Raw genomic sequence first — 24,239 nt, forward strand, 5'->3', positions numbered from 1 at the left:
GGCCTGCAGTTACGCCCTCCCCCGGAGGGGGAGGGAGTAACTGCAGGCCGGGCGGGCCTTCGACGATTTGCCAGAAGAACTGCGTGCCGTCGGGGTCCAGGGCTTCCACCACGGCGGTCCATGGCTGGCCTACGGCTGCGGGTGGCAACTCGTTTTCAAATGACAGCGTGCCGTCCTGCAGCACGACCGACATCTCGGGCGGCGTGTTCTCCAGCGGCACGGCATACACGCCGTGGCCCAGGTCGAACTTGGCCAGCGCCGCGTTGCCTGCACCACCGAAGATTGATGCAGGCACCACGGTGATGGTCTGAGGCGGCAACGCCCCGCCGGGCTGCAGCTTGTTGCCGTTGGCCTGCAAAGGGGCGCTGAGGTTGATCACCCACAGCTCTTGTTGCGAGCCGGTGCCCGCAGCGGCGCCCAGCACCGAGTCGCCAAAGTAGCGGCCCGGGTCCAGCAACAGCATCATCGGCCCGCGCAGGTCGTCGGTGCCGATGTTGGTCACCGTCACGTCGTAGCTGACGGCGCCCGTCGAGCGCTCTGCGCGCGTGTTGGCGAAATCCAGGCGGACCTGTGCCGTCATGTCGACCACCGCGGTGAACGTGCTCACCACATTGGCCACCATCGGCGTGCCGGACGCGCTTTGCAGCTCGTGCGACACGCGCAGCTGGTAGCTGCCGGCTTGCAGGCCGGCCACGTCGAGCAAGGCTGTGCGCGTCGCCGCGTTCCAGGTCACCGCATTCGGCGTAACCACCATGTCGGCGGGCGTACCGTCGGAGTTGGTACCCAGCAGGGTCAACTCGTAGTTGTTGGGGTCGAGCACGCTGCCCGCGGCGCCCTCATCGGCGAGCATGGCCTGATCAAAGACCACAGCGATGGCGCCCAGCGGCAGCGGCACCAAGGCGCCGTTGGCCACGCTCAAGCCCGTCACCGCGGGCGCCTTGAGCGGCGCGACTTCGTCGATGCCGTTCGATTCCGCCAACAGGATGCGGCCGTCCGACGTGGCGAGGATGGTCTCGCCGCGCGTGCCACCGCGCGCGATCTGCAGGACGCTGCGGCCTTGCAGGCTGATGGCCCACAACGCGGCTTGGTGCGGAGTCTCACTGCCAGTGGCCGCCACAGCACGCTGGCTGAGGTTGCTGCTGGCGAGCAGCAGGCCGTCCAGCGGCGAACCGGCGTGGCCGAAAGCGATGCTGTCGATGCTGCCGGCCAGGCGGTATTCCAGCTCGGCGCGGCCCTTCTTCTGGCCGCTCATGGGGAAGCTGATGATGTCGGTGGTGCCGTCCGGGTTGGCGGCGGTCACTTGCCGGCCCGACCAGCGCACGGCCCACAGGCGGCCGTCGCTGCCAAACGCCAGGTCCGACACGCGCTCGTTGCTGAAATGCTGCCAGGCTTTGGCCGGGTCGGACTCGCCGGGTTTGAAGATCTCGACGCCGCCGCCGGAGGACACGTAGATGTCGCCAGTGTTCGGCTGGATCGCCAACGCATGCGTCAACGCCAGCCCGCTCGGACCGCTCATACGCCGCAACACCACACCCGATTCAGCATCGACCTGCAGCAGTTCCGCGCCGGTGCTGACCCAGAGTTGGTCCAGGCCGTCCACCGCCATGTCCATCACCGGCACATCGAGCGTGAATACAGGCTGCGTGCTCCGGCCGCCGTCCTTCGCAAAGCGGAACACCTCGTTGCGGCCCTGCCCTGCACTGGCCAGCACGCTGCCATCGGAGAGCTGCACCATGGCCAGCGCGCCCACGTCGGCCGCGCTGCCGCTGAAGCCGTCCGCAAAGGTGCGTGCGGTGAACGGCGCGACCACGCTGGCCAGCTGCGACGCCTGGGCCACGGGAATGTAGCCCGGCAGTTGCTGCTGGGCCTGCGTGAAGAGCACGTTGGCCGCGTAAGTGCGGCCGGGCGTGGCCAGCGGGAGCTCAGATGTCTGGTTCAGCGATTCGGTCGCACCCAGCGCGTCGAGCACCGCTTGACGCGAGCCGTCGTCCGGCAGCACCGCGTTGGCCACCGTGGCGGCCTCGCGGTTGCCGGCCTTGTCGGTGGCGACGGCCAGGAATTCGTAAGTCTTGCCGGTCACGCCGGTGAACACGGCTTGCGTCTGTTCGGCCGGCGCCTGGCGCAGCCAGATCTTGAAGTCGCCGCCGTTCTCGGCGACGTAGACGGTGACGTGCTTGACGCCGCTCGCATCGTCTCTGGCCACCCACTGCACGTCGATCAGCGGTTCGCCGGCCGCGTTGTTGCCCAGCGCGGTGGCCGCTATCGTCGTGATGGGTGCGCCCACATCGAGCTTTTGGCTGACGGTGTTCGTCGCCACCGGCGGCGCACCATCGAATGTCAGGCTGGCTTGCGCTGTGATGCTGGCGCCGGATTGCGCGCCCTCGCCGCTGGCGATGGTGTAGCTCACGAAGCCGCGCTTGGCGGCCTCGGCGTTGGCCGCGGTGGCGCCAGGGTCCAGCGGCGCGAGCAGGCCACGGGTGGCGTCACGCAGCACCTCGCCGGTGTCGGGGTCGATCGCCTGCAGCAGCCAGGTGGCGATGTGTGCCTCGGCGTCCACGCCGGCGCTGACGCGCAGGATGAAGCCCTTGTTGCCGGAGAAGTCGAAGTCGCCCTGAAAGTTGGCCTTGTCGGCCGGAATGTGGACGTTGATGTCCCCCAGCTTCAGGTCGCCCAGGCGCAGCGAGCGCGCGTCCAGATCCGGGTCGAGCTGCGTGACGATGCGCAGTTGGCCCACGGCACGCTCACTGGGGTTGTTGAACCCGATGGTGTACGGCAGGGCGGTGCCGGCTGGCAGGTAGAACTCGCCCGTTGTGGCCGACACGTCGGCGACGTTGACGCGCGGGCCCTGGATGCTGGCCACGGCGGCGGCGAGAGCGCTTTGTTCGGCGGCTTGCTGCAGGTACTGCGCCAGGTTCAGCGCGGTCACACCCGAGCTGCCGGCCGCCTGGCGCTGGATGTATTCGGTTTCGCTCAGCCCGCCGGCGAAGACGTTGAAGTTGATGAAGTGCGTGTCCTGCGTCGCGTGGAGGTCGTAGTCCGCCGGGTTCGCCATCGCGGGCACGGGGATTTCGACTTCGCCTTCGTCGCTGGTACGCGCCTGGATGTATTCGATGGGCGCAAGAGCCGCTGCTGGATCCGATGGCCAGGTGGCCGTGTCGCCGTACCACTTCTGCACCTGCGAAAACAGGCCCAGGATGTCGGCCTGGCTCTGGTAGTTCTCGCCCGCCTTGCTGAACAGGATGCCGGTGGCCAACGTGGCGTTGAGGCTGATCACCGAGGGATTGAGCCGGATGGGCGGCGCCTCCTCCAGCGGCCGCAGCATGCCGGCCTGTTCCAGCGCGGCCAGCCAGCCTTGGACCCATTGCGCCTCATCGGCGGCAATGGTGGTCAGCGTGCTCGATGCGGCGGCATCGGTCAGGATGGCCGCGCGCAGCTTTTTGGCGTGGGCGGTCTGGTCGGCAATGAATTCATCGCGCGTGATCGGCGTGGCGGCGCCCACGACGCTGAAGCGAAATGGCATGGCCAGCATTTCGAGCTTCGTGATGTGATCGTCCGATTCGGTGGAGAGAAATTTGGCGGCCAGGCCTTCCGAGATGTTGTTCAACCCCGAAACGCCTGCGTCCAGCAAACCCGCGGCCTTCCAGTCCGGGCGCGCCGCGTACAGCTTGTCGCGCAGGCCCTCGAAGTCGTAAGCCAGCCATTCGGACAGGCCGGGATACGTTTGCACGGTGAACGAGGCGCCGGCAAAGCCTTGGGCACCCAGGTCGAATGCGTAGCCGGGCGTCAGGTTGAAGCCGCTGGTGTTGAGCGCGCCGTCCAGGCTGGCCCACGGGACGCTTTTTGCCGGAAGGGTCGTCGGCGTGGGGCCGTAGGTCTGCGTATTGCCCGCGGCATCCACGCTCTGGCCACTGGGTTGACCGCCCACGTTGCTGCCGAAGACCAGGAAGGGCAGGTTCAGGCCTTCCAGCAGGTACTCATTGGAGCCCATGTTGGGCGCGCCGATGTCGAAGCGCACATACGGCGTGTCAACGTTGGTCAGGCTTTGCAGCGACACGCTGTACGTCGTGCGGTCGCCGGGGCTGAGCAGGCGTTCGCCGCCGATGCCGATGGTGACATCGGCCTCGATGCCTCGGTCCACCAGGTAGCGATAGGCCTCGGTGACGGTTGCCCCGTCCGGGTTGCTGACGCTGATGTCGTACAGGCCGTGCGGCGCGTCGTGCAGGTCGAACACGGCACGGATGTGCGTCGCGTCGAGCACTTGCCAACGGGTGGGCTCGATCTCAGCGACCGAGGGGCGCGACAGCTTCACGATGGCGTCCGGCTTGAAGTGCGCGCCATGGATGTCGAAGGTGACCCAGCGGTGGTTCAAGTCGCCGGTGCCGCCGGCGTCGGGCGTGACGGACGTGATCGACAGCGGCAGCAAGTCCGCGCGCAGCGTGACCGGTGTGCCGGCCGCGCCTTGGCGGGACTTGATCAGCACGTAGTAGTCGCCGGCCTGCGTGGTGGGGATCAGGGCCTGCTGGTCGGGCGCCACGGGGACAGAGTAACTGGCGTCGAATGCGTACGCGGTCGGGATGTCGCCATAGCGAACATAAACTTCATTGGCGCCGGCGGCCGCGGACGAATCCAGGCTGATACGCAGGGTTTCGCCGCTGGCGACACTGACCTTGTACAGCTTCGAGTCGCCCGTGCCCAAGGTGGTGGCCAGCGGCGACGCGACCTGCAGCGTCGGAACCGTGACCGCGAGTGTGGCGCCGGAGGCCACGCGGTTGTTCGCTTCGCCGGGCGCCATGTTGAGGCCGGTGGCGGTGTAGGTGATGGGCCCTTCGAAAACCTCGTTGTAGAGGTCCGGGCGCACGATCACGCGCCAATTGCCGTCCTTGAGCGGCGGCAGCGCCGCGGTCAGTTGTGCGTTGTAGCTCGCGCCTGCGGCCAGGCCGCCGCTGCGGTTGACCTTGCCCAGGAGGACATCGCCCAAGTCCCAGTTGTTGTCCGAGGAGAGGTAGACCGCGTCGGTCCAGTTGCCGAAGGCCGGGTTGATTGAATCGTTGGTGATGGTATAGCTGATGCTCACCGGCTGGCCCGTCACCGCGCTGGCGGGAACGATGACGTTGAGGGCCTGCAGGTCGGCGGGCGGCGGCGTGTCGATGACGATGGGCTGAAGCGCGGCTGAAGAGTTGTTGAGGTCCTTGCCGAACTCGCGCACGTTGCCGTTGGCACCCGCGCCGAATGCATTGGCCGGGTCGGTGACCACGAACACGTAGTAGGCGCCCTCCAGGTCGCGCGGAGCCGTCACATTCAGGTGCCCGGTGTAGCTGCCGCTCTCGGCCAGGCCGCCGTAGTGGGAAACGTAGCCCACGAAGCGGTCCTTGCTGAGGTCGAGGAAGCGGTCCTTGGACAGATAGACCAGGTCGCTCCAGCTGCCCTGGGCCGCCGGGGTGGCCCCGCCCGAGTTCTGGACCTGGTAGTCGACGGTGAAAGCTTGCCCGGCGATGACACGCTCGGGAATGGTCACGGCCGCCACTTGCAGGTCGGGCGGGCTCACCAGCACAACGGTGAGGTCGGTGCTCGCGATGTTGTTGCCTTCGTCCTGGAACTCCTTGACGGCGCCGGTGCCGTCGCCGGTTTCATCGACGGGGCTCAGGCCATCGCGGATGGAGCTGGCTTCATAGCCGCCCGCGACCGACGAGGTGTCGGCCTTGACAATCACCTTGAATTGGCCGCTGATGGACTCCGGCACATCGAACGTCGTGGTCGCCGTGTACGACTCGCCGGGTTGCAGGTAGTGGGGTGAGCCGTCGGGGTTGCGGCCCAGGTCGATGACCTTGACCTTCGACTTGATTTCGAAGTACGTGGTGCGGTCGACCAGGGGATAGTCCGTGCCATCGAGCGACGGGTCGCGCGAGAGGTATACGCCGTCAGCCCATCCGGTCACGCGCGTGGCGCGGGTGCCGTGGTTGGTCACCGTCCAGGTCACTGTCATGGGGTGGCCCGAGCCTACGGTCGTGTCGGACAGCTGGATGCTGCCCACCTGCAGGTCCGGCTCCCGGTACGTCACCTGGAGCGTGCCGCGGGTCATGTTGTTGATGTTGTTGTCGCCCTCGTAGACGCTGGTGCGGTACACCGACAGCGCGGACGAATTCAAGCTGTTCTTGAGCTCTTCCCACTGGGGCACAGACGACGTCCCACCCAGGCTCTCGACCGGATGTGCGGAATCGGTGATGACGTACACGTAGTACGGACCGTCCGTGCCTGCGGGCAGCTTGGCCTTGAGCGTGGCGGTGTACGAGCCGCCGGCCGCAAGGCCGCCCACGTTGGTGTGCACCACCGAGCCCAGCGCCGTCGCGCGCCTGATGTCGAACACCGGGTCCGGGCTGAAGTAGACCGAATCGACCCAGCCGTTCGTGCCGGCCCATACCGCGGCGCCGTTGTTGACGACCGTCCAGGAAATGTTCGTCTCTTCGCCCGAGAAGTTCTCCGGCTGTGCGGTCACTACGGAAACGCGAAGGTCGGCGGCCGCCGCCACGACGACCGACTCGCTGCTTCGGGCGTTGTTGCTCTCCAGGAGCTCACCGATGTTGCCCTTGGCATCGCTCTCGACGATGAGGTATTGGCCAGTGACCGAAGGTGCCAGTTGCAGCGTCTGGTTCACTGTGTACTGCTCGCCGTTGCCGAGCGTGCGCGACTGGACGTAATCGCCGATCGTCCATACGTTGGTGGCCGCAGCCCGGGTCGGGGCATTGGCGACATAGACGCGGTCGGTCCAGGTGCCCGAGAATTGGTCGCCCTTGTTCTGGACGGAATAGCTGAAGGTGTAGCTGCCGCCAGCCGCGACGGGCGTCAGGGCGGAAGTCTGGGTCACGGCGAGGTCGGGCGGAGAGATGCCCAGGATGCTGATCGGCCGCGCCTTGAAGTTGCTCCCGTCGATGTCCGACGGCGCGTCGGGATTGACGTTGACGGCCAGGCTGTCCTCGAGGATGACGTCGTACGCATCGCTGAACACCGTGATGTAGTACTGGCCCGACGCCAGCGCAGCCGGGATGTTCACCTGTGCGGAGCCGAGGTAATCCTGCCCGACATCGAGAGCGCCGCTGTGCGTCACGCTGCCCAGGAAGATGTCGCCCTTGTACGGCGAGGGACGCGTTTTGTCGCGTGTGAGCCAGATCGTGTCGGTCCAGCTGCTCTGCGTGGCGGAGGCCCCGCGGGTGGCCGCGCTGCCGGTATTGGTGACCTTGTAGCTCACCAAGATGCTGGAGCCGTGAACGGCCTGGTCCGGTGCCACGATCGAACCCGTCACCAGATCCGCGAACGGCACCGGGTCGACATAGAACTTGACGGCCCGTGCGTTGTTGGCCTCATTGGGATATTCGTCGATCTGGTTGTTGCCATCGGCGACGACGATCAGGTAGACGTCGCCGCGCATGCGGATCGGGATATTGACCGATGCGCTCTCGACCGCGTAGCTCTCCGTCGGCGCCAAGGCGCTGCCGTTGTCGAACCGGCCCACCAGCTGGTCGTCGCCGCTCAGGTTGCCGTCCTGCGACAAGTACACGTTTTCGACCCAGCGTCCGGAAGTCGCGGCCGGGCCGAAGTTGCCAACGGTGTAGCGCACGGAGAGGCTGCCGCCGGCCGTTACATGGCCCGGCACGACTACATCGCTCACCCTCAGGTCTGGCCTGTCGTTCAGGCTCACGTCGGTGATGCCGTCGGACGCCCTGACGTTGTTGAGTTTCGCGTCGCCATGCTCGTAGACGCCCTGGTCCACGTTGGTCACGACGCGAATGCGGTACTGACCCTCGATGCGGGCGGGCAGGCGGACCTGCTCGGTGCGCGCATAGCGGATGCCGGCTTCCAGGCCACGGTCGTAGGTGAAACTGCCCAGGACAACGCCGGCGCCGCCGGCGACCGGGATCAGCACGACCTGATCGGTCCAGCGGCCCGAGGCTGCGGCCTGTCCCTGGTTCAACACCGACCACGACAGCTCGATCAGCCCGCCTTCGTTGGCGGACGCGGGCAGGTTCACCTGTTCCACCACCAGGTCGGGCGAGATCGACAGCGTGATCGGCACCACGGCCGAAGCCGTGCGGTTGTTGCCCGTGTGGAGGAACTCGAACGGGCCACCCGTACTGACGTTCACATAGAAGTCACCGCTGAGTCCTTCGGGCACGGTGACGGTGACGGAGCGCTGGTACGCGTCGTTGACGGCCAGCGCGCCGATATGGCTGGCGCTGGCGAACTGCGCGACCACCTGGGTGCCGGCCGCATCCCGGCTCAGCCAGATGCGATCGCTCCACTCGGCTGTGTTGGTCGTGCCTATGCCCTCGTTGGCGACGGAATAGGTGATCGACAAGGGCTTGCCGCTTGCGGGCTCGCCGTTGACGCCAGCGACGGTGACGGTCTTGACTTTCAAGTCCGCGTAGGGAATGGGCATCACCTCCACCGCCTGCGCGGCAGCGGCAGTGTTGTTGGCTTCCAGGCCGTTCTCGAACACGTCCGCCACGGAGTCCGCGATGACGAATATCTGGTAGCGGCCCGTGGTGTAGGCCGGCAACAGGCCGTGCACGGTTTCGGTGTAGCTCTCACCGGCAGCCAGTGCGCCCAGGTGCGACTTCGTCGCCACCAGAATGTCGTCGCCGTTGCCCACCACCGAGTCGCCCGACAGGATGATGCGGTCGGTCCAGGCTTCGTTGCGGCCGGCGCCGGTGCCGCGGTTCGTTACGGTGTAGGTAATGTCCATCGGAGCCGGGTCCGCGATCACACGGGCCGGTCCGACGATGGCGCCGACTTCCAGGTCAGCTTACGGCGACAGTTCCACCTGCAGCGGGTCGGCGCTGCTGGCCATGTTGTCTGTGTACCCGCGCTCTGTGAGCCGGGCTCCCTGGCTCGGCAGGTCATTGGCCACCACCCGAATTTCATAGGCTCCAGCAAAGCCAAGCGGCAGTGTCAGGTCGGTTGACGCCGTGTATTGGCCGTCGCGCTCCACCGCCGCCAGACGCATCACGTCTTTGGTCAACTTGACCAGGCCGTTCTGCAGCACGGAGACACGGTCGATCCAGCTACCCGCGGCCGAGTTGCCGACGTTGCGCACATCCCACTCGATGTGGATGGCGTTGCCCGACGAGGCCAGCCCGGGGCCGCGCACTTGCGTGATCGCCAAGTCCGCATGGCTGAGGAAGACCGTGGCTTCGGCACTGGTCTGGTTGTTCACCTCGCCTTGCCGCTCGTAGACGGCTTTGTCTGTGTCGAGGCGTACGACCCAGCGCCAGCTGCCTTGGGCGACACCGGTGGGCAGCGCGAAGCTGACGCTGCGCAGGCGCTCGGCGCCGGCCTCCAGCGGGTTGGAGTCCCAGCTCTGGGCGACTTCGACGAGGCCCCCCGCGCCGGTATCCAGGTAGATGCGGTCGCGCCAGGGGCCGGTGGCCGTCGCCTGTCCTTCGTTGGCAACTTCGTACGTGACTGTGACGACATCGCCAGGCTTGGCCGTGGCCGGCCCGGCAACGTCGCGTGCACGCAGGTCCGCCATCGGCGCCAGCGTCACCGTCAGGGGCGCGCTGGCCGTGCTGTTGTTGGTGGCGGACGTGCCTGTTTCCAGGACGGTGTTGCCGATGTTGGTTGAGACGCGGACGTAGAACACGCCTTGCAGATCAATCGGCAGCGTGGCACGTGCCTGGGCCGTGTAGCTCTGGCCATCGGTCAGGACACCGGTGTGCGCCACCGTGCCAATGACGATGTCGTCGGCAGCCGGTTCCAAGCTGCGCGACAGGACGACACGGTCGGTCCAGCCCGCCGTGTTGGTGGGCGTGTTGCCGTCGTAGCGCACCTGCCAGCTGACCACCAGGTCCTGGCCGCTCACGATGGCTTGCGGCGCGCTGATGCTCTGCACAGTAAGGTCGCGCACGGCCGTGGCTACAGTGATGGCTTGCGCCGCGCTGACGGTGTTGGCCCGGGTGTCGGGCATCAGGACTTCACTGCCGCTGTCGGTGCGAATGGCGATGAAGTAGGTGCCGCCGGAGACTTCCGGCATGGCGGCACTCGCCGATTGGGTGTAGCCCTGCGTGCCGTCCAGCACGCCGATGTGGCGCACGGTGGCCAGGATCACGTCGTCGGCGTTGCCGATGATGGCGTCGCGGCTCAGGACGACTTGGTCGTTCCATTGCGCGCCGCTGGCGGCGGCGCCGGCATTGGTGACGCTCCAGCTGACAGTGAAGCCGGAGCCGGCCGCAGCCGCCGCAGGGAGGCCGGCGATCACCGGTCGCAAGTCGGCATAGGGTTTTACCGCCGAGGCAACGGTGATGTTGAGAAGGTTGTTGGCCTCGGCCGTTCCATTCGCGTTCCGCTCGGCCAGGACGCCGGCGCCTTGCGCGTTCTGGTCGGCCGTGATGCTGACTTCGATGTCGCCTGCACCGGCCAAGCCTTCGGGCAAGGTGAAGCTGTAGCTGCGTTGCTGCGATTGGCCGGGCGCCAACCAGGCGGCCAGGTCGGCCGGCGCCGTGTTGAACAGTTGGGTGTCCAGCACCAACTGGTTGCGCGTGACGTTGCGGATTACGATGCGGTCGTGGTAGCCGATGGGGACGGGCACCGTGCCGTGGTTGGTGTCGCGCCAGCTCACGGTGACCAGGTCGCCGGCCTTCAACGCGGCCGGCGACACAAGCTGCAACTGCTCGACCCGCAGGTCCGGCCCCCACTGGCGGGCGACTTCCAGCTTGTTGTTCGTCTCCGCGGTGCCCCCGGCGTTGAATTCGGCGATCGCGTTGTTGCTGTCGGTGACGACGCGGAAGATGAAGCTGCCCAGCGCCGCAGCGCCCGTGGGCATGGTGATGTCGGCATAGCGGTGCACCGAGGCACCGGCGGCCAGTTGCGCCAAGGGCGGGTCGCTGGCCGCAATCGCGCTGAGGATCACCTGGCCAGTGGCGGCATTTACCAGCTCGAAGCGCTCGTCCCAGGCGCCGAGCGTGGCCGCAGCGCCCCGATTGAACGTGTCCCAGCTCACTCGCACCGCCAGCCCGGCCGCCAGGTCTCCCGCCGGCAAGAAAACGATGTTCTCGGCCTGCAGGTCAGCGTAGGCCGCCAGCGTGCTCGTCAGATTCAGGCTCGCGCTATTGTTGGTCTCGCCGGTCCCTCCAGCATTCGCTTCGGTGAGGCTGCCCGCACCGGCGGTGTTCTGGTCGGCGAAGACCTGAATCAGCAGGCTACCGGTTCCGGCATTACCATCGGCCAGGCGAAAGCTGTAACTGCGGGCAGCCGACGCGCCGGCTGGCAGGGTGCCGCCTGCGGGCGGGTCGTAGCGTAGCTGCTCATCGACAAGCACCGCGCCGCTCGTCTGGTTGACCACCCGGATGCGGTCGTACCAGCCGGTGTTCACCGCCATGTTGCTGCTGTTGACGTCATTCCAGTTCAAGGTGACCACGTCGCCACTGCGCGGTGCGAGCGTGTCGCTGGTCAGGTTGGCGACGATCAGGTCGGGCGCCGACAGAACGGTGAGCTGCGCGGCGTTGTTGCTCTCGGCCGTGCCGGCCAGGTTGTTTTCAAAGAGCTGGCCGCCGGCGTCGGTGGTCACGGTGAACTCGATCTGGCCGTTGGCGTTCGCCCCCGCCGGCCAGGTCAGCGTGGCGCTGCGGTCACGCAGGCCACCCGCGGCGATGCCGCCGAGTGCCGTGGCGTCATAGGACACGTCTTGCGTGAACAGGGTCTGCCCGGTCGTGAGATTGCGAACGCGCAGGGTCTCAGTCCACGACCCGCTGGTGGCGCCATCGCCCTGATTGCGCGTCTTCCAGGCCACGGTCACGGTGTCGCCCGGGAACCAACCCATGGAAGGGCTTGGCGCGACGTCGGTCACGATCAGGTCGGCATAGGGCGCCAGGGTCGATGGCAGGTTGATGCTGGCGCTGTTGTTCAGCTCGGCGGTGCCCTGGTTGTTGATTTCGGCTACGGTATTGACGATATCCGCAGTGACGGTGAAGCTCAGGGTACCCGCCCCCCGAGTGCCCTGCGGCAACACGAAAGTCGCCTGCCGCGCAACGCTGCCACCGCCCGCGACGGGGCCATTGACCGCCGCGTCATAAGGTACTTGAATGTCCGCCAGGACTTCGTTGGTGCCGACGTTGCGCACCACCAGCCGGTCAGTCCAGGACGATGAGCTCGCCAAAGTGCCGGTGTTGGTGTCCTGCCATAGCACGGTGATGGTGTTGCCGGACTGCAGCACCGTGCCCGCCGCCAGGCCCAGGCCCGTGACGGCGAGATCGACCCCGGGCACAACCGCGGTGACGGTGATGTTCCTGACCCTGAGCGTCGTCGGACTGGACGCGGTGTCGATAGTGAAAGTCACGTCCGCACCGGGACTCTCGCCCCGCAGGATGCTGAAAGCTCCGGTCCGGTTGGCGTAAGTGACGACGCCGAAGACATCGTTCGCCCCCGGCACAAAGCCGTTGGCCAGATAGACGGCTAGCGTGCCGTTGAGGTTGGCCGTGCCGGTGACCGCCAGCACGCCTATCGAGGTTGGGTTGCCCAGCCCTACGCGGACGGTTGCCTGCGCGCTGTTGGTGAAGCTACCGCTGACGTTCATGCGCGCGCCGGGAGCGATGCTCAGGGTGCCCTGGTTGGTCAGGTTGTTGCTGTAGATGAACGTGCCGGCGTTGACGTTGAGCGTGCCGGTGTTGTTGAAGGCGATGCTGCCGTTGATGACATGGGTGCCGGCAGCGGCCAGGTTCAGTGTGCCGGCGTTGTTCAGCGTGGCCGAGCCGGCGTAGAAATCGATTGGCGTGCCGTAGGTGCTGCTCAGGTTGAGCGTAGCGCCGGCCGCATTGGTGAGAGTGTTGGTACCACCGCTAAAGAGACCAAACCTGAGGATGTCATCGCCGCCCACCGTCAGCGTGCCCTGGTTGATCCAGGTCTTGCCGCCGGTGAAATTTAGATAGCTGCTGCCACCTGCGATGTCGATCAGGCTGGCGCCTTGGGTGGTGAACGCGCCCGTGCCACTCAGCGTACTATTGCCCGTGACGTTGAATGCCCCCGCAACCGTCACCGCACCCGTGCCGCCCAGCGTGCCGTTGCTGCCGCTCATCGCGAGATTGGCTAGCGTCACAGCGCTGGCATTGTTGAAGTTGAGTGTACCCGTGCCACTGATCGTGACCGGAACCAGCGTTCCCGACACCGCGCTCGAACCGACATTGAGCGTGCCGGAACTGACGACCAGCACCGAGCCGGTGTTGGCGATGCCCAGCTGGCCGTTAACGTTCACCGTGGCGCCGGCAACAGAGAAGGCCCCCGCACCGGTGATGCTCGAGCCGGCATTGAGGTTGCGCGTGCCGCTGACAAAATAGAGCGCCGTTCCCGCGCTGACGTTATACGTGCCGGTGTCGCTGCCACCGCCGATCGAGAGCCAGCCCGCATTGACGTTGACCGCACCGGTGTTGTTGAAGGCGATGTTGCCGTTGATGTCGTGTCCACCGGCGGCGGTCTGGTTGATCGTGCCGGCGTTGTTCAGCGTGCTCGTGCCGCTGTAGAAGAAGAACGGCGACGAATGGGTGCTGCTCAGATTGAACGTGGCGCCGGCCGCATTAGTCAGGGTGTTGGTCCCGCCGTTGGGGTAGCCGAAGAAGAGGTTGTCATCGCCGCCCAGCGTGAGCGTGCCCTGGTTGATCCAACTCTTACCGCCGCTGAGGCCGAGATAGTAGCTGCCCCCGCCGATGTTGATCAGGCTCGTGCCCTGCGTGGTGAACGTGCCCGTGCCGCTGAGGAAGCTATAGCCCGCCGTGACGTTGAATGCCCCCGCAACCGTCACCGCGCCCGTGCCGCCCAGCGTGCCACCGCCGCTCATCGCGAGACTCGGCAGCGTCACAGCGCTGGCGTTGTTGAAGTTTAGCGTGCCGCCACTGATCGTCACCGGAACCAGCGTTCCCGACACCGCGCTCGAACCGACATTGAGCGTGCCGGAACTGACGACCAGCGCAGTGCCGGTGTTGGCGATGCCCAGCTGGCCGTTGGCGTTCACCGTGGCGCCGGCAACAGAGAAGGCCCCCGCACCGGTGATGCTCGAGCCGGCATTGAGGTTGCGCGTGCCGCTGACAAAATAGAGCGCCGTTCCCGCGCTGACGTTATACGTGCCGGTGTCGCTGCCACCGCCGATCGAGAGCCAGCCCGCATTGACGTTGACCGCACCGGTGTTGTTGAAGGCGATGTTGCCGTTGATGTCGTGTCCACCGGCGGCGGTCTGGTTGATCGTGCCGGCGTTGTTCAGCGTGCCCGCACCGGTGTAGAAACTGACCGGCGCGCTGCTGGTGGTGCTCAGGTTGAGCGTGGCGCCGGCCGCATTGGTGAGGGTGTTGGTCCCGCCGTTGGGGTAACCGAACCAGAGGAAGTCATCGCCACCCACCGTGAGCGTGCCCTGGTTGATCCAGTTCTTGCCCCCGCTGAGGTCGAGATGGCTGCTGCCCCCGCCGATGTTGATCAGGCTCGTGCCCTGTGTGGTGAATGTGCCTGTTCCAACGAGGTAGCTCTGGCCCGTGACGTTGAACGCCCCCGCGACCGTCACCGCCCCCGTGCCGCCCAGCGTGCCGCCGCCGCTCATCGTGAGACTGGGCAGTGTCACGGCGCTGGCATTGTTGAAGTTGAGCGTGCCGCCGCTGATCGTTACCGGAACCAATGTTCCCGACACCGCGCTCGAGCCGATAGAAATAGTGCCATTGTTGACGATCAGCGCTGCGCCGGTGTTGGTGATGCCCAACTGGCCGTTGGCGTTCACCGTGCCGCCCACGGCCTCAAGCGTTCCCGCGCCGGTGACGTTCGAGCCCGCGTTGAGGTTGCGCGTGCCGCCGCCGAAATTGAGAATCGTTCCCGCGCTGACGTTGTACGTGCCGGTGTCAGTGCCGTTGCCGTTAACCGAGAGCGCGCCGGCGTTGACATTGACCGTACCGGTGTTGTTGAAGGCAATGCTGCCGTTGATGTCGTGTCCGCCGGCGACGGTCTGGTTGATTGTGCCGGCGTTGTTCAGCGTGGCCGTGCCGGTGTAGAAGTTCAGCGGCGAAGAATGGGTGGTGCTCAGGTTGAGCGTGGCGCCGGCCGCATTGGTGAGGGTGTTGGTCCCGCCGTTGGGGTAACCGAACCAGAGGAAGTCATCGCCACCCACCGTGAGCGTGCCCTGGTTGATCCAGTTCTTGCCCCCGCTGAGGTCGAGATGGCTGCTGCCCCCGCCGATGTTGATCAGGCTCGTGCCCTGCGTGGTGAATGTGCCTGTTCCAACGAGGTAGCTCTGGCCCGTGACGTTGAACGCCCCCGCGACCGTCACCGCCCCCGTGCCGCCCAGCGTGCCGCCGGCCAAGGTCAACGTGCCCTTGATCTGCGAAATACCGTTGAGATTCAGGGTGGCGCTGCCAGAAAGCGTCAGGTCGCTGTCGCAAGTGAGCGAATTCACGGTCACCGTACCGCTGGAGATGGTCACTGCCTGGCCGGCGGACAAGCCGATATACACATTGTCTGTAGCCGCCGGTACCCTTCCAGCGCTCCAGTTGGAGGCGACATTCCAGTTCCCCCCGGCGGCACTGATCCAGGAAATGGTCGTGACGGGCGCGGCAGGCGGCGTGTAGCCAACCGGGAGAAGTTGCGCGGTAAAGCTGTAGTTGGCGGTGGCTGCCGCGCCGATCCGCCCTTCCACCAGCAAGGTGTAGGTGCCGGTGGCAGGGAGGCTGGCCAGGTCGATATCCTGGCTGGCCGAATTCATCGTCGTGGGACCGAAGACCTGCTGGCCGGACTGGTTCAGCAACTGCCAGGTGACGTCTCCCCCGGAACGGCCGGTCACGTCCAGAAAGAAGTGATCGCCGGCCGTGGCATTGAACTTGTAGATCTCGGTTTCGTTGGCCGGGCTGATCTGGCCTGTCACTGCGGTGCCGGGGGAGATCTCGAACGCATCTTGCAGATCCAGCAAGCGGAACCCGTAAGACCCGATCGCGTCCAGATCGGCATCCACCGTGATCGTGTAGTCGCCCGCAGTCAACTCGATGGCCGGACTGCCGCTCAGACCGGCCGAGTCGCTCGAAATGAAGTCGCGCGCATCGACGATGGTGCCGTTGGGCCCCGTCAAGCTCCAGTTGAGATTGGCGTTGTTGGTTAACGAATCGAAGACGAGCTTCGCGTCAGACGTGAGCGTGAAGTTGTATTGATCCGTTTCGCCCGGCGCATCGATTGCGCCTGTTACCGATTGTCCGGTGCTGATGTCCGTGCCCGCCGCGGCCACGACCTGGCTCAGCGACTCGACCAATTGCCCCTGCTGGTTGTAGGTGGACGCCGGAGCCGGCGCGGAAGCGCTTGCTTCGAAGCCGTCCTGGAGATCCAGCGGCGGGGGCGAGGCCGACTCCTGGGTGACCTGACCCTCGCCACCCGTGCCGGAGGACGTGCCGGTGGAATAGGCACCGGGGGGCAGTTCGCTGCCGCTGGAGATTGAAACCATGGTGGAGGGATTTTCTGGACGTTGATCGGACCGCATCAACCACTGCCGGATTGACGCGCTTAACCAGTACATCCGCGCCAAAGGCGAAAACATTAGCGTTTCCGCTAAAAATAGTTCCCACGCCCGAAAAAGGCGGGGAGAGGTCGATAGCCAAGCAAGTGACGCGCCGGCATGGATGCCGAATCAAGTAACGCATGACGGGTGCGACTGCTGTACATTGCCTTTTTGGGAAGTCCAGACATGCCAGTTGAAGCACCCCGCCACATTCGCCTGACGTCGCACTCGGGCGGGTTCGGCGCCCTGCCCATCCAGTGGGGCGCGCCCACCGCGCCTGAGCGCGGGCCGGTCGTCGGCACCACGACCAATCGCAGTCATCGCAACGTGATCGGCACGCACAGCGGCTCGTACAGCGTGTACCGCGCGCTGGCCGTGGCTTCGGGCGCGCTGTCGCGCCAGCATCGAGCCGACCTCACGAACACTTCGCCCACCGACATCATCGGTCCGTATCCGCAGTGGACGGACCCGTCGAAGATCGTCAGCCTCGATCCGTGGGGCGCCATGGTCTCCGAAGCTTTCGCGGCTGAGCTGGGTGCCGGTTACGACATCCGGCCCACCATCGCCGTGACGCAGGCCCACGTGATTCTTCCCGAAGTGATCGAAGGCCTGCAAGCGGGCCGGCTCAAGGCCGACGGCAGAGTGCTCACCAGCGGAGGCGCGGCCATGGTCACGAAGGCGGCGATCGAGCCGGTGTGGTGGCTGCCCGGCGTGGCCAAGCGCTTCGGCTGCTCCGAGACCGACCTGCGGCGTGTGCTCTTCGAGGAAACCGGCGGCATGTACCCTGAACTGGTGACGCGCAGCGACCTCGAAGTGTTCCTGCCGCCCATCGGGGGCCAGACCATCTACATCTTCGGCGACCCGCGCGATCTCGCCGATCCGTCCGTGGAGCTGACGGCGCGCGTCCATGACGAATGCAACGGCTCGGACGTCTTCGGCTCGGACATCTGCACCTGCCGCCCCTACCTCACCCACGCCATCGAGGAATGCATCCAGGCTTCGCAGCGCGGCGGCGTGGGGCTGGTCGCCTATTCGCGCAAGGAAGGCCGCGCGCTCGGTGAGGTGACGAAGTTCCTCGTCTACAACGCGCGCAAGCGGCAAGTCGGCGGCGACACGGCGGACCAGTATTTCGCGCGCACCGAATGCGTCGCCGGTGTGCAGGACATGCGCTTTCAGGAGCTGATGCCCGACGTGCTGCATTGGCTGGGCGTGAGGAAGATCCACCGCCTGGTGTCGATGAGCAACATGAAGTACGACGCCATCACCGGTTCCGGCATCGAAATCGGCGAGCGGGTGAACATCCCCGAAGACTTGATTCCGGCCGACGCACGGGTGGAGATGGACGCAAAGGTCGCCGCCGGCTACTTCACGCCCGGCGCCGTGCCGAACGCCGAGGAGCTCAAGAAACCCAAGGGTCGGGGGCTGGAGAAATCATGAACACGCACCTCGGCTCCCAGCACGACCAGTTCGAGGCTGCGGCGAGCGTGCTGCGCACGACCACGGCCGTCCGCGCGCGCGCCCAGCAGCTCGTCTCGCGCGCGCGCCATGGAGAGTCCGCGTGGTTCGAAGTCGACGACGGCTTTCTCGGATCGGCGGCCGATGCCGTGGTCGCGAGCACGCGCCGGCGCTATCCCAAGCTCGATATCCCGGTGCACAGCCGCTGGCGTCACTTCGAAGCCGGAGGCGTCGACCGCAAAGCCGAACTCGACCGCCTGTTGCAGCCCATGAAACCGGCGCCGCGCGCACATTCGATGATCGACCTCGCGGTAGTGAGCGTGTTGTTGGACGCCGGCGCCGGGCCTGAATGGAAGTACGTCGAGCCCGCGACCGGAATGACCTTCACCCGGTCCGAAGGCCTGGGCGTCGCCAGCTTCCATGCCTTCACGGCCGGCCTGTTCTCCAGCGACAAGAACCGCCCGCTGCAAGCCGACAGCAAAGGATTGCGCGGGTTGGTCACCGACCACCTGGCTTCGGCGTTCCAGGTCACCGAGACCAATCCGCTGGTGGGCATCCGCGAACGCGCCGTGCTGCTGCGCCGGCTGGGCGAGACATTGGCCGAACAGCCTGAAGTGTTCGGCGAAGACGGGCGACCGGGTGGATTGTTCGACATGCTCGTGACGCCGCTGGGCCCGGAAGCCGCGCCGCACACGGCCGACGTCTCGGCACATGACATCCTTTCGCAGTTACTGATGACGCTGTCGGGCATCTGGCCGACGGGCAACTCGCTCGGCAACGTACCGTTGGGCGACTGCTGGCGGCATTCGGCCGTCCGCGAAAACGAGGGCAAGGCCGGCGCGGCCGGCGGCCTGACGGACGGTTGGATGCCCTTCCACAAACTGTCGCAGTGGTTGACCTACTCGCTGATCGAGCCTTTCGGCTGGGCGGGCGTGAAGGTCCGCGGCCTCGACGCATTGACCGCGTTGCCCGAGTACCGCAACGGCGGCTTGCTGATCGACAGCGGATTGCTGCGCCTGCGTGACGAAGCCGCGGCCCGGGAAATCTGGCGCCCGGGTGACGAGATCATCGTGGAGTGGCGCGCACTGACCGTTGCATTGATGGACGAAGTCGCTCATGCCGTGAGGCAGCAGCTGCGAATGAGCGAGTCGGCACTACCGCTGGCCTGCGTGCTGGAAGGCGGCAGTTGGGCCGCCGGCCGCGAACTCGCGCTACAGCATCGCGGCGGCCTGCCTCCGCTGCAGGTGCTGAGCGACGGAACAGTGTTCTAAAGAAAACCGGAAAACAACCAATGAGCAACGTCCACCTGATCGAACACCCCCTGGTCCAGCACAAGCTGACCTTGATGCGCAAGAAGGAAGCCAGCACCAACAGCTTCCGCCGCCTGCTCAACGAGCTGGCGATGCTGATGGCCTACGAAGTCACTCGCGACATGGGCATGCAGGACATCGAAATCGAGACCCCGCTCGAGAAGATGACGGCCAAGGTCATCGACGGCAAGAAGCTGGTGTTCGTGTCGATCCTTCGCGCCGGCACCGGCATCCTGGACGGCATGCTGAGCGTCGTGCCCGGCGCGCGTGTCGGCCACATCGGCCTGTACCGGGACCCGAAGACGCTGACGGCGGTGGAGTACTACTTCAAGATGCCGCAGAACATGCAGGATCGCGACGTGGTGGTGGTCGACCCGATGCTGGCCACCGGCAACTCCGCCATCGCCGCGGTGGAGCGGCTGAAGGAACTCAACCCCAAGTCCATCAAGTTCGTGTGCCTGCTCACGTGCCCCGAGGGCATCAAGGCGCTGCAAACCGCGCACCCCGACGTGCCGATCTTCACCGCGGCGATCGACCGGCAGCTGAACGACCACGGGTACATCCTGCCCGGCCTGGGCGATGCGGGCGACCGCATTTTCGGCACGAAGTAGTCCGTTTCCTTTTCCCGTCTCATGTTCGATCTTGTCTTGATGCGGCGCGCCGCTGCCGCCGGCCTGTGCCTGGCCTGCACCCTGGCGTTCGCCGCCCCCTTCACCCCCGCTAACGACAGCGACATCGTCGAGCGCCTACCCACCAGCGCCGGCGACCCTTCGGTGCGGCGCGTCGAATCACTGCGCAAGCAGTTGGCGGCCCGGCCCGACGACAGCGCGCTCCGCCTGGAAATCGCGCGGCGCTATTTCGATCTCGCAATGGCGCAAGGCGACCCGCGCTACGTCGGCTACGCATCGGCCGCGCTCGGCCCATTGGCCAAGACCGCGGGCAACGATGCCAACTACTGGCTCGTGCGCGGGATGATCCAGCAGTACAGCCACGACTTTGCGGGCGCTCTGCAGAGCCTGGCCAGATCGCGCGAGCTGAACCCTGAGAGCGTGGACGCGACGTCTTGGCGCGCGGCCATCCACATGGTGCGGGCGGACTACGACGCCGCGCTGTCCGAATGCACGCGGCTCGTCCCCGCCGCACACCCGCTGCATGCGCAAGGCTGCACCGCGTACGTTCAGGCCAGCACCGGTCAACTGGCGCCCGCGTATGAGGCGCTGGGCAAAGCCTTGGCCGCCTCGGGGACCGTCTCCCCGGAACTGGGACTGTGGACGCGCACCCGCCTGGCCGAGATGGCAATCCGCCTGCAGCGCCCGGCCGAGGCAGAGGCCCATTTCAAGGAAGCCCTGCAACTCGGCGTGACGGACCAGTTCCTGCTGGGTGCCTATGCCGACTTCCTGCTGCAGCAAAAGCGGCCCGCCGAAGTCGTCGCGCTACTCGCCGACTGGGAGCGCTCCGACATCCTGCTGCTGCGCCTGGCGCTGGCGGGCAAGGCCCTGAACGACCCCAAGGCGAAGAGCTGGGCCGATCAGTTGCGCGACCGCTTCACCGACGCCGCCAAACGCGGCGACCGGCTGCACGAGCAAGAGGGAGCGCGTTTCGCACTGGATGTCGAAGGCAATGCCACGCAGGCCGTGGATCTGGCAACACGGAACTACCAGGACCAGAAGGAGCCGCGAGACGCGGAGATCCTGATGCGCGCGGCGCTCGCCGCCAAGCAGCCGAGAGCGGCCTCTCCCGCTGTGAGCTGGTTTAGAACGAACAAGTACGAGGATCCGCAACTCGCCGCGCTGGTCGAGAAGCTCTCCACGCCGGGGGCTGCGCGATGATGCGGCGCTGCCTGCTCCTCGTGGTCGCGCTCATGCTGCATGCCGCGGCCTGGGCCCACAAACCCAGCGACAGCTACTTGACCCTGCGCGGTGCCGCGGGTGCCGAAGACATCTCCGTGCGATGGGACATCGCGCTGCGCGACCTCGACTACGTGCTCGAACTGGACCGCGACGGCAACGGCGCGCTCACCTGGGGCGAGGTGCGCCAACGTGCGGACGACATCACGCGCTACGCCACGACGCATCTGGAACTGGCTGCCGGTGGTAAGACCTGCAACTGGGCGAGCGGCACCCCGATGATGCTGGACAAGCACAGCGACGGCACTTACGCCGTGCTCGCGCTCACGGCGAAATGCGAGGGCCTTGCCCAGGGGCTGAAGGCGAAGTACTCGCTGCTGTTCGACGTCGACCCGTCGCATCGCGGTCTCGTTCAATGGGCCGCTCCGGGCAGCACCACGTCGCAAGCATTGGTGTTCGGCACGGAATCCGCCGAGCAGTCACTGGCGTTGCAGCCGCAAGGCGCGTGGCAAACCCTTCGGCAGTACGTGACGGAGGGCATCTGGCACATCTGGATCGGCTTCGACCACATCCTGTTCCTTGTGTCGCTATTGCTGCCGGCCGTGCTGGTGCGCCGCGCGCAAATGTGGGAACCGGGGCCGAGCCTGCGCGGTGCGCTCGTCGAAGTCTTGAAGGTCGTCACGGCTTTCACATTGGCCCACTCGATCACGCTCAGCCTTGCGGCGCTGGGCGTGGTCAGCCTGCCGTCGCGGATCGTCGAATCCATCATCGCGTTCTCCGTCATCGTGGCGGCGCTCAACAACCTGCGCGGCACCATCGAGCGTCGCCGCTGGGTGATGGCCTTTGTGTTCGGGCTGATCCACGGGTTCGGATTTGCTTCCGTGCTGGCCGACCTGGGCTTGCCGCAGGACGCGCTCGTGCTGGCGCTGGTCGGCTTCAACGTCGGCGTCGAACTGGGGCAGATGGCCATCGTGGTGGCCTTCGTGCCGATTGCGTTCGCGCTGCGCCGCACGGCGTTCTACCGCCGCGGTGTGCTGGTCGCCGGTTCCATCCTGATCGCGCTGATAGCGACGTGGTGGTTTATCCAACGTGCCTTCGACATCCAGGGTGGGCCGTTCTGACCGCCGCGCTGCACAATGCCTGTGTCACCAAGAGGGAAAACGCAATGCAAAAAATCTTCATCTGGGTCGTCGTGGCCTTCGGCCTTCTCAGCGCGGGATGCGCGACGGTCGCCCCCGAACAAACCCCGCGCGTCGCGATCATCTCCGCCTTCCAGCCGGAGTTGACATTGCTGCTGTCCAAGGTCGAACAGCCGAAGAAGCAGTCCATCAACGGGGTCGAGTTCACCACCGGCATGCTGCAGGGCAAGCCGGTCGTGGTGTTCCTGAGCGGCATCAGCATGACCAACGCGGCCATGACCACGCAGCTGGCATTGGACCGCTTCAAGGTCACGCACGTGCTGTTCAGCGGCATTGCGGGTGGTGTCAACCCCGAGCTGAAGGTGGGCGATGTCGTCGTCGCCGAGCGATGGGGCCAGTACCTCGAAGTGCTGGCCGCGCGCGAGACGGCACCCGGCCGCTACCAGGCGCCCGGCTGGATGGACGACGTGAAGTTGCCCAACTTCGGCATCTGGCACCCGCGGCCGGTCGGTGTGCGTTCGACGGCGCACCCTGGTGGCGAAAAGAAATTCTGGTTCGAATCGGACGCCGCACTGCTCCAGGTCGCGAAGCGCGCCGCGGACGTCAAGCTCGACCGCTGCGATGTCAAGAACCAGTGCCTCACCCACACGCCGCGCGTGCTGGTGGGCGGCAACGGTGTCTCCGGCCAGGCCTTCGTCGACAACGCGGCTTTCCGCGAATACACGTTCAAGACATTCACCGCGAATGTGCTCGACATGGAGACCGCGGCGACTGCCATGGTGGCGTACAGCAACGGAGTGCCATTCATCGCATTCCGTTCGCTCAGCGACCTGGCGGGCGGTGGCGAAGGAGAAAACGAGATCGGCACCTTCTTCAGGCTCGCCGCCGACAATTCCGCGCGCGTCCTGCTGGCTTTCCTCGCCGCCTGGAAGTAGCATGCGCTGCGCTGGCACGCCGTTTGCAAGCTTGATCCAACTCCATCACGAGGAAAAGACCATGCCGATCGCAGTTTCCACGAGACGAACCCTCATCGCGCTGGCCCTGGCGGCCGCCCTTCCCGGCGCCGCGCTGGCTCAGGCCAAACTCAAGGTCGCGGGCATCTACACGGTGCCGTTCGAGCAGCAATGGGCCGGCCGCATCCACCAGGCGCTCAAGGCCGCGGAAGCGCGTGGCGAGATCGAATACAAGGCCAGCGAAAACGTGTCGAACGCCGACTACGAACGTGTGATGCGCGAGTACGCCACGGGTGGCAGCCAACTCATCGTCGGCGAGGCGTTCGCCGTCGAGGCAGCTGCCCGCAAGGTGGCCAAGGATTTCCCGAAGACGATGTTCCTGATGGGCTCGTCGGCCAAGCCCCAGGCGCCCAACTTCAGCGTGTTCGACAACTACATCCAGGAGCCGGCCTACCTGACGGGCATGATCGCCGGCGGCATGACCAAGACGAACAAGATCGGCCTGGTCGGCGGCTTCCCGATTCCCGAGGTGAATCGCCTGATGCACGCCTTCATGACGGGCGCCAAGGAAACCAACCCGAAGGTGGAGTTCACCGTGAGCTTCATCAACAGCTGGTTCGACCCGCCCAAGGCGAAGGAAGCGGCTTTCGCCATGATCGACAAGGGCGCGGACGTGCTTTACGCCGAGCGCTTCGGCGTGTCGGACGCGGCCAAGGAAAAGGGCAAGCTGTCCATCGGTAACGTGATCAACACGCAGGACAAATACCCCGATACGGTAGTCGCTTCGGCGCTCTGGAAGATGGAACCCACCATCGACCGCGCGATCAAGCTGGCCAAGGAAGGCAAATTCGCGGCCGAGGAGTACGGGCAGTACTCGATGATGAAGCACAAGGGTTCCGAGATGGCGCCGCTGGGCACGTTCGAGAAGAAGGTGCCGGCGGATCTCGTCGCCAAGGTCAAAGCCAAGGAAGCGGCGATCCGCGAAGGCAAGTTCACGGTGAAGGTGGACGACAGCCCGCCGAAGTCAACCGCGAAGTAAA

The 24,239-nt window shown here is 66.0% G+C and carries 9 protein-coding genes; 7 read left to right on the top strand and 2 right to left on the bottom strand.

All coding sequences use genetic code 11. The features are described 5' to 3' along the window. Positions 1–8,737, bottom strand: an 8,737-nt coding sequence (locus tag EEB15_RS28715) for a CARDB domain-containing protein (RefSeq protein WP_233259655.1), incomplete at its 3' end; no start/stop codon positions are given. Positions 8,738–8,797: 60 nt separating this feature from the next. Continuing rightward, positions 8,798–16,441 (bottom strand): CARDB domain-containing protein, encoded by a 7,644-nt coding sequence (locus EEB15_RS28720; protein WP_141513402.1) that lies wholly within the window; start codon positions 16,439–16,441, stop codon positions 8,798–8,800. A 240-nt stretch (positions 16,442–16,681) separates the two neighbouring features. Here EEB15_RS28720 and EEB15_RS28725 point away from each other — a divergent pair, with 240 nt between their 5' ends. The 7 genes from EEB15_RS28725 (at position 16,682) to EEB15_RS28755 (ending at position 24,238) form a co-directional block, all read left to right on the top strand. Then, positions 16,682–17,932, top strand: a complete 1,251-nt coding sequence (locus EEB15_RS28725) for a GTP cyclohydrolase II (protein ID WP_141513403.1) — start codon at positions 16,682–16,684, stop codon at positions 17,930–17,932. Beyond that, positions 17,929–19,221 (top strand): URC4/urg3 family protein, encoded by a 1,293-nt coding sequence (locus EEB15_RS28730; protein ID WP_141513404.1) that lies wholly within the window; start codon positions 17,929–17,931, stop codon positions 19,219–19,221. Before EEB15_RS28725 ends, EEB15_RS28730 begins: the two co-directional genes overlap by 4 nt. Positions 19,222–19,241: 20 nt before the next feature. After that, entirely contained in the window at positions 19,242–19,871 is a 630-nt protein-coding gene (gene upp, locus EEB15_RS28735) for a uracil phosphoribosyltransferase (protein WP_141513405.1), read from the top strand. A 21-nt stretch (positions 19,872–19,892) separates the two neighbouring features. Beyond that, positions 19,893–21,089 (top strand): lipopolysaccharide assembly protein LapB, encoded by a 1,197-nt coding sequence (locus EEB15_RS28740; RefSeq protein ID WP_233259656.1) that lies wholly within the window; start codon positions 19,893–19,895, stop codon positions 21,087–21,089. Next, positions 21,086–22,228, top strand: coding sequence for a HupE/UreJ family protein (locus EEB15_RS28745; protein ID WP_141513406.1), 1,143 nt, complete (start codon positions 21,086–21,088; stop codon positions 22,226–22,228). The genes EEB15_RS28740 and EEB15_RS28745 overlap by 4 nt, the downstream gene beginning before the upstream one ends. Before the next feature lie 44 nt (positions 22,229–22,272). Continuing rightward, positions 22,273–23,181 (top strand): 5'-methylthioadenosine/S-adenosylhomocysteine nucleosidase, encoded by a 909-nt coding sequence (mtnN, locus tag EEB15_RS28750; RefSeq protein ID WP_141513407.1) that lies wholly within the window; start codon positions 22,273–22,275, stop codon positions 23,179–23,181. 61 nt (positions 23,182–23,242) lie between these two features. Next, complete coding sequence (locus EEB15_RS28755; protein WP_141513408.1) at positions 23,243–24,238, top strand: BMP family protein; 996 nt, start codon at positions 23,243–23,245, stop codon at positions 24,236–24,238. The last annotated feature ends 1 nt before the right edge of the window (position 24,239 follow it).

The sequence above is a fragment of the Ramlibacter sp. WS9 genome (assembly GCF_003797765.1).
In the GTDB taxonomy this organism is placed as follows: domain Bacteria; phylum Pseudomonadota; class Gammaproteobacteria; order Burkholderiales; family Burkholderiaceae_C; genus Ramlibacter.

What these genes read in the sequence shown, in the direction of transcription:
- EEB15_RS28725 (WP_141513403.1), top strand. Translation starts at nt 16,682, where the DNA reads ATGCCAGTTGAAGCACCCCGCCACATTCGCCTGACGTCGCACTCGGGC.
- upp (WP_141513405.1), top strand. Translation starts at nt 19,242, where the DNA reads ATGAGCAACGTCCACCTGATCGAACACCCCCTGGTCCAGCACAAGCTG.
- EEB15_RS28745 (WP_141513406.1), top strand. Translation starts at nt 21,086, where the DNA reads ATGATGCGGCGCTGCCTGCTCCTCGTGGTCGCGCTCATGCTGCATGCC.
- EEB15_RS28755 (WP_141513408.1), top strand. Translation starts at nt 23,243, where the DNA reads ATGCCGATCGCAGTTTCCACGAGACGAACCCTCATCGCGCTGGCCCTG.
- EEB15_RS28730 (WP_141513404.1), top strand. Translation starts at nt 17,929, where the DNA reads ATGAACACGCACCTCGGCTCCCAGCACGACCAGTTCGAGGCTGCGGCG.
- EEB15_RS28720 (WP_141513402.1), bottom strand. Translation starts at nt 16,441, where the DNA reads ATGGTTTCAATCTCCAGCGGCAGCGAACTGCCCCCCGGTGCCTATTCC.
- mtnN (WP_141513407.1), top strand. Translation starts at nt 22,273, where the DNA reads ATGCAAAAAATCTTCATCTGGGTCGTCGTGGCCTTCGGCCTTCTCAGC.
- EEB15_RS28740 (WP_233259656.1), top strand. Translation starts at nt 19,893, where the DNA reads ATGTTCGATCTTGTCTTGATGCGGCGCGCCGCTGCCGCCGGCCTGTGC.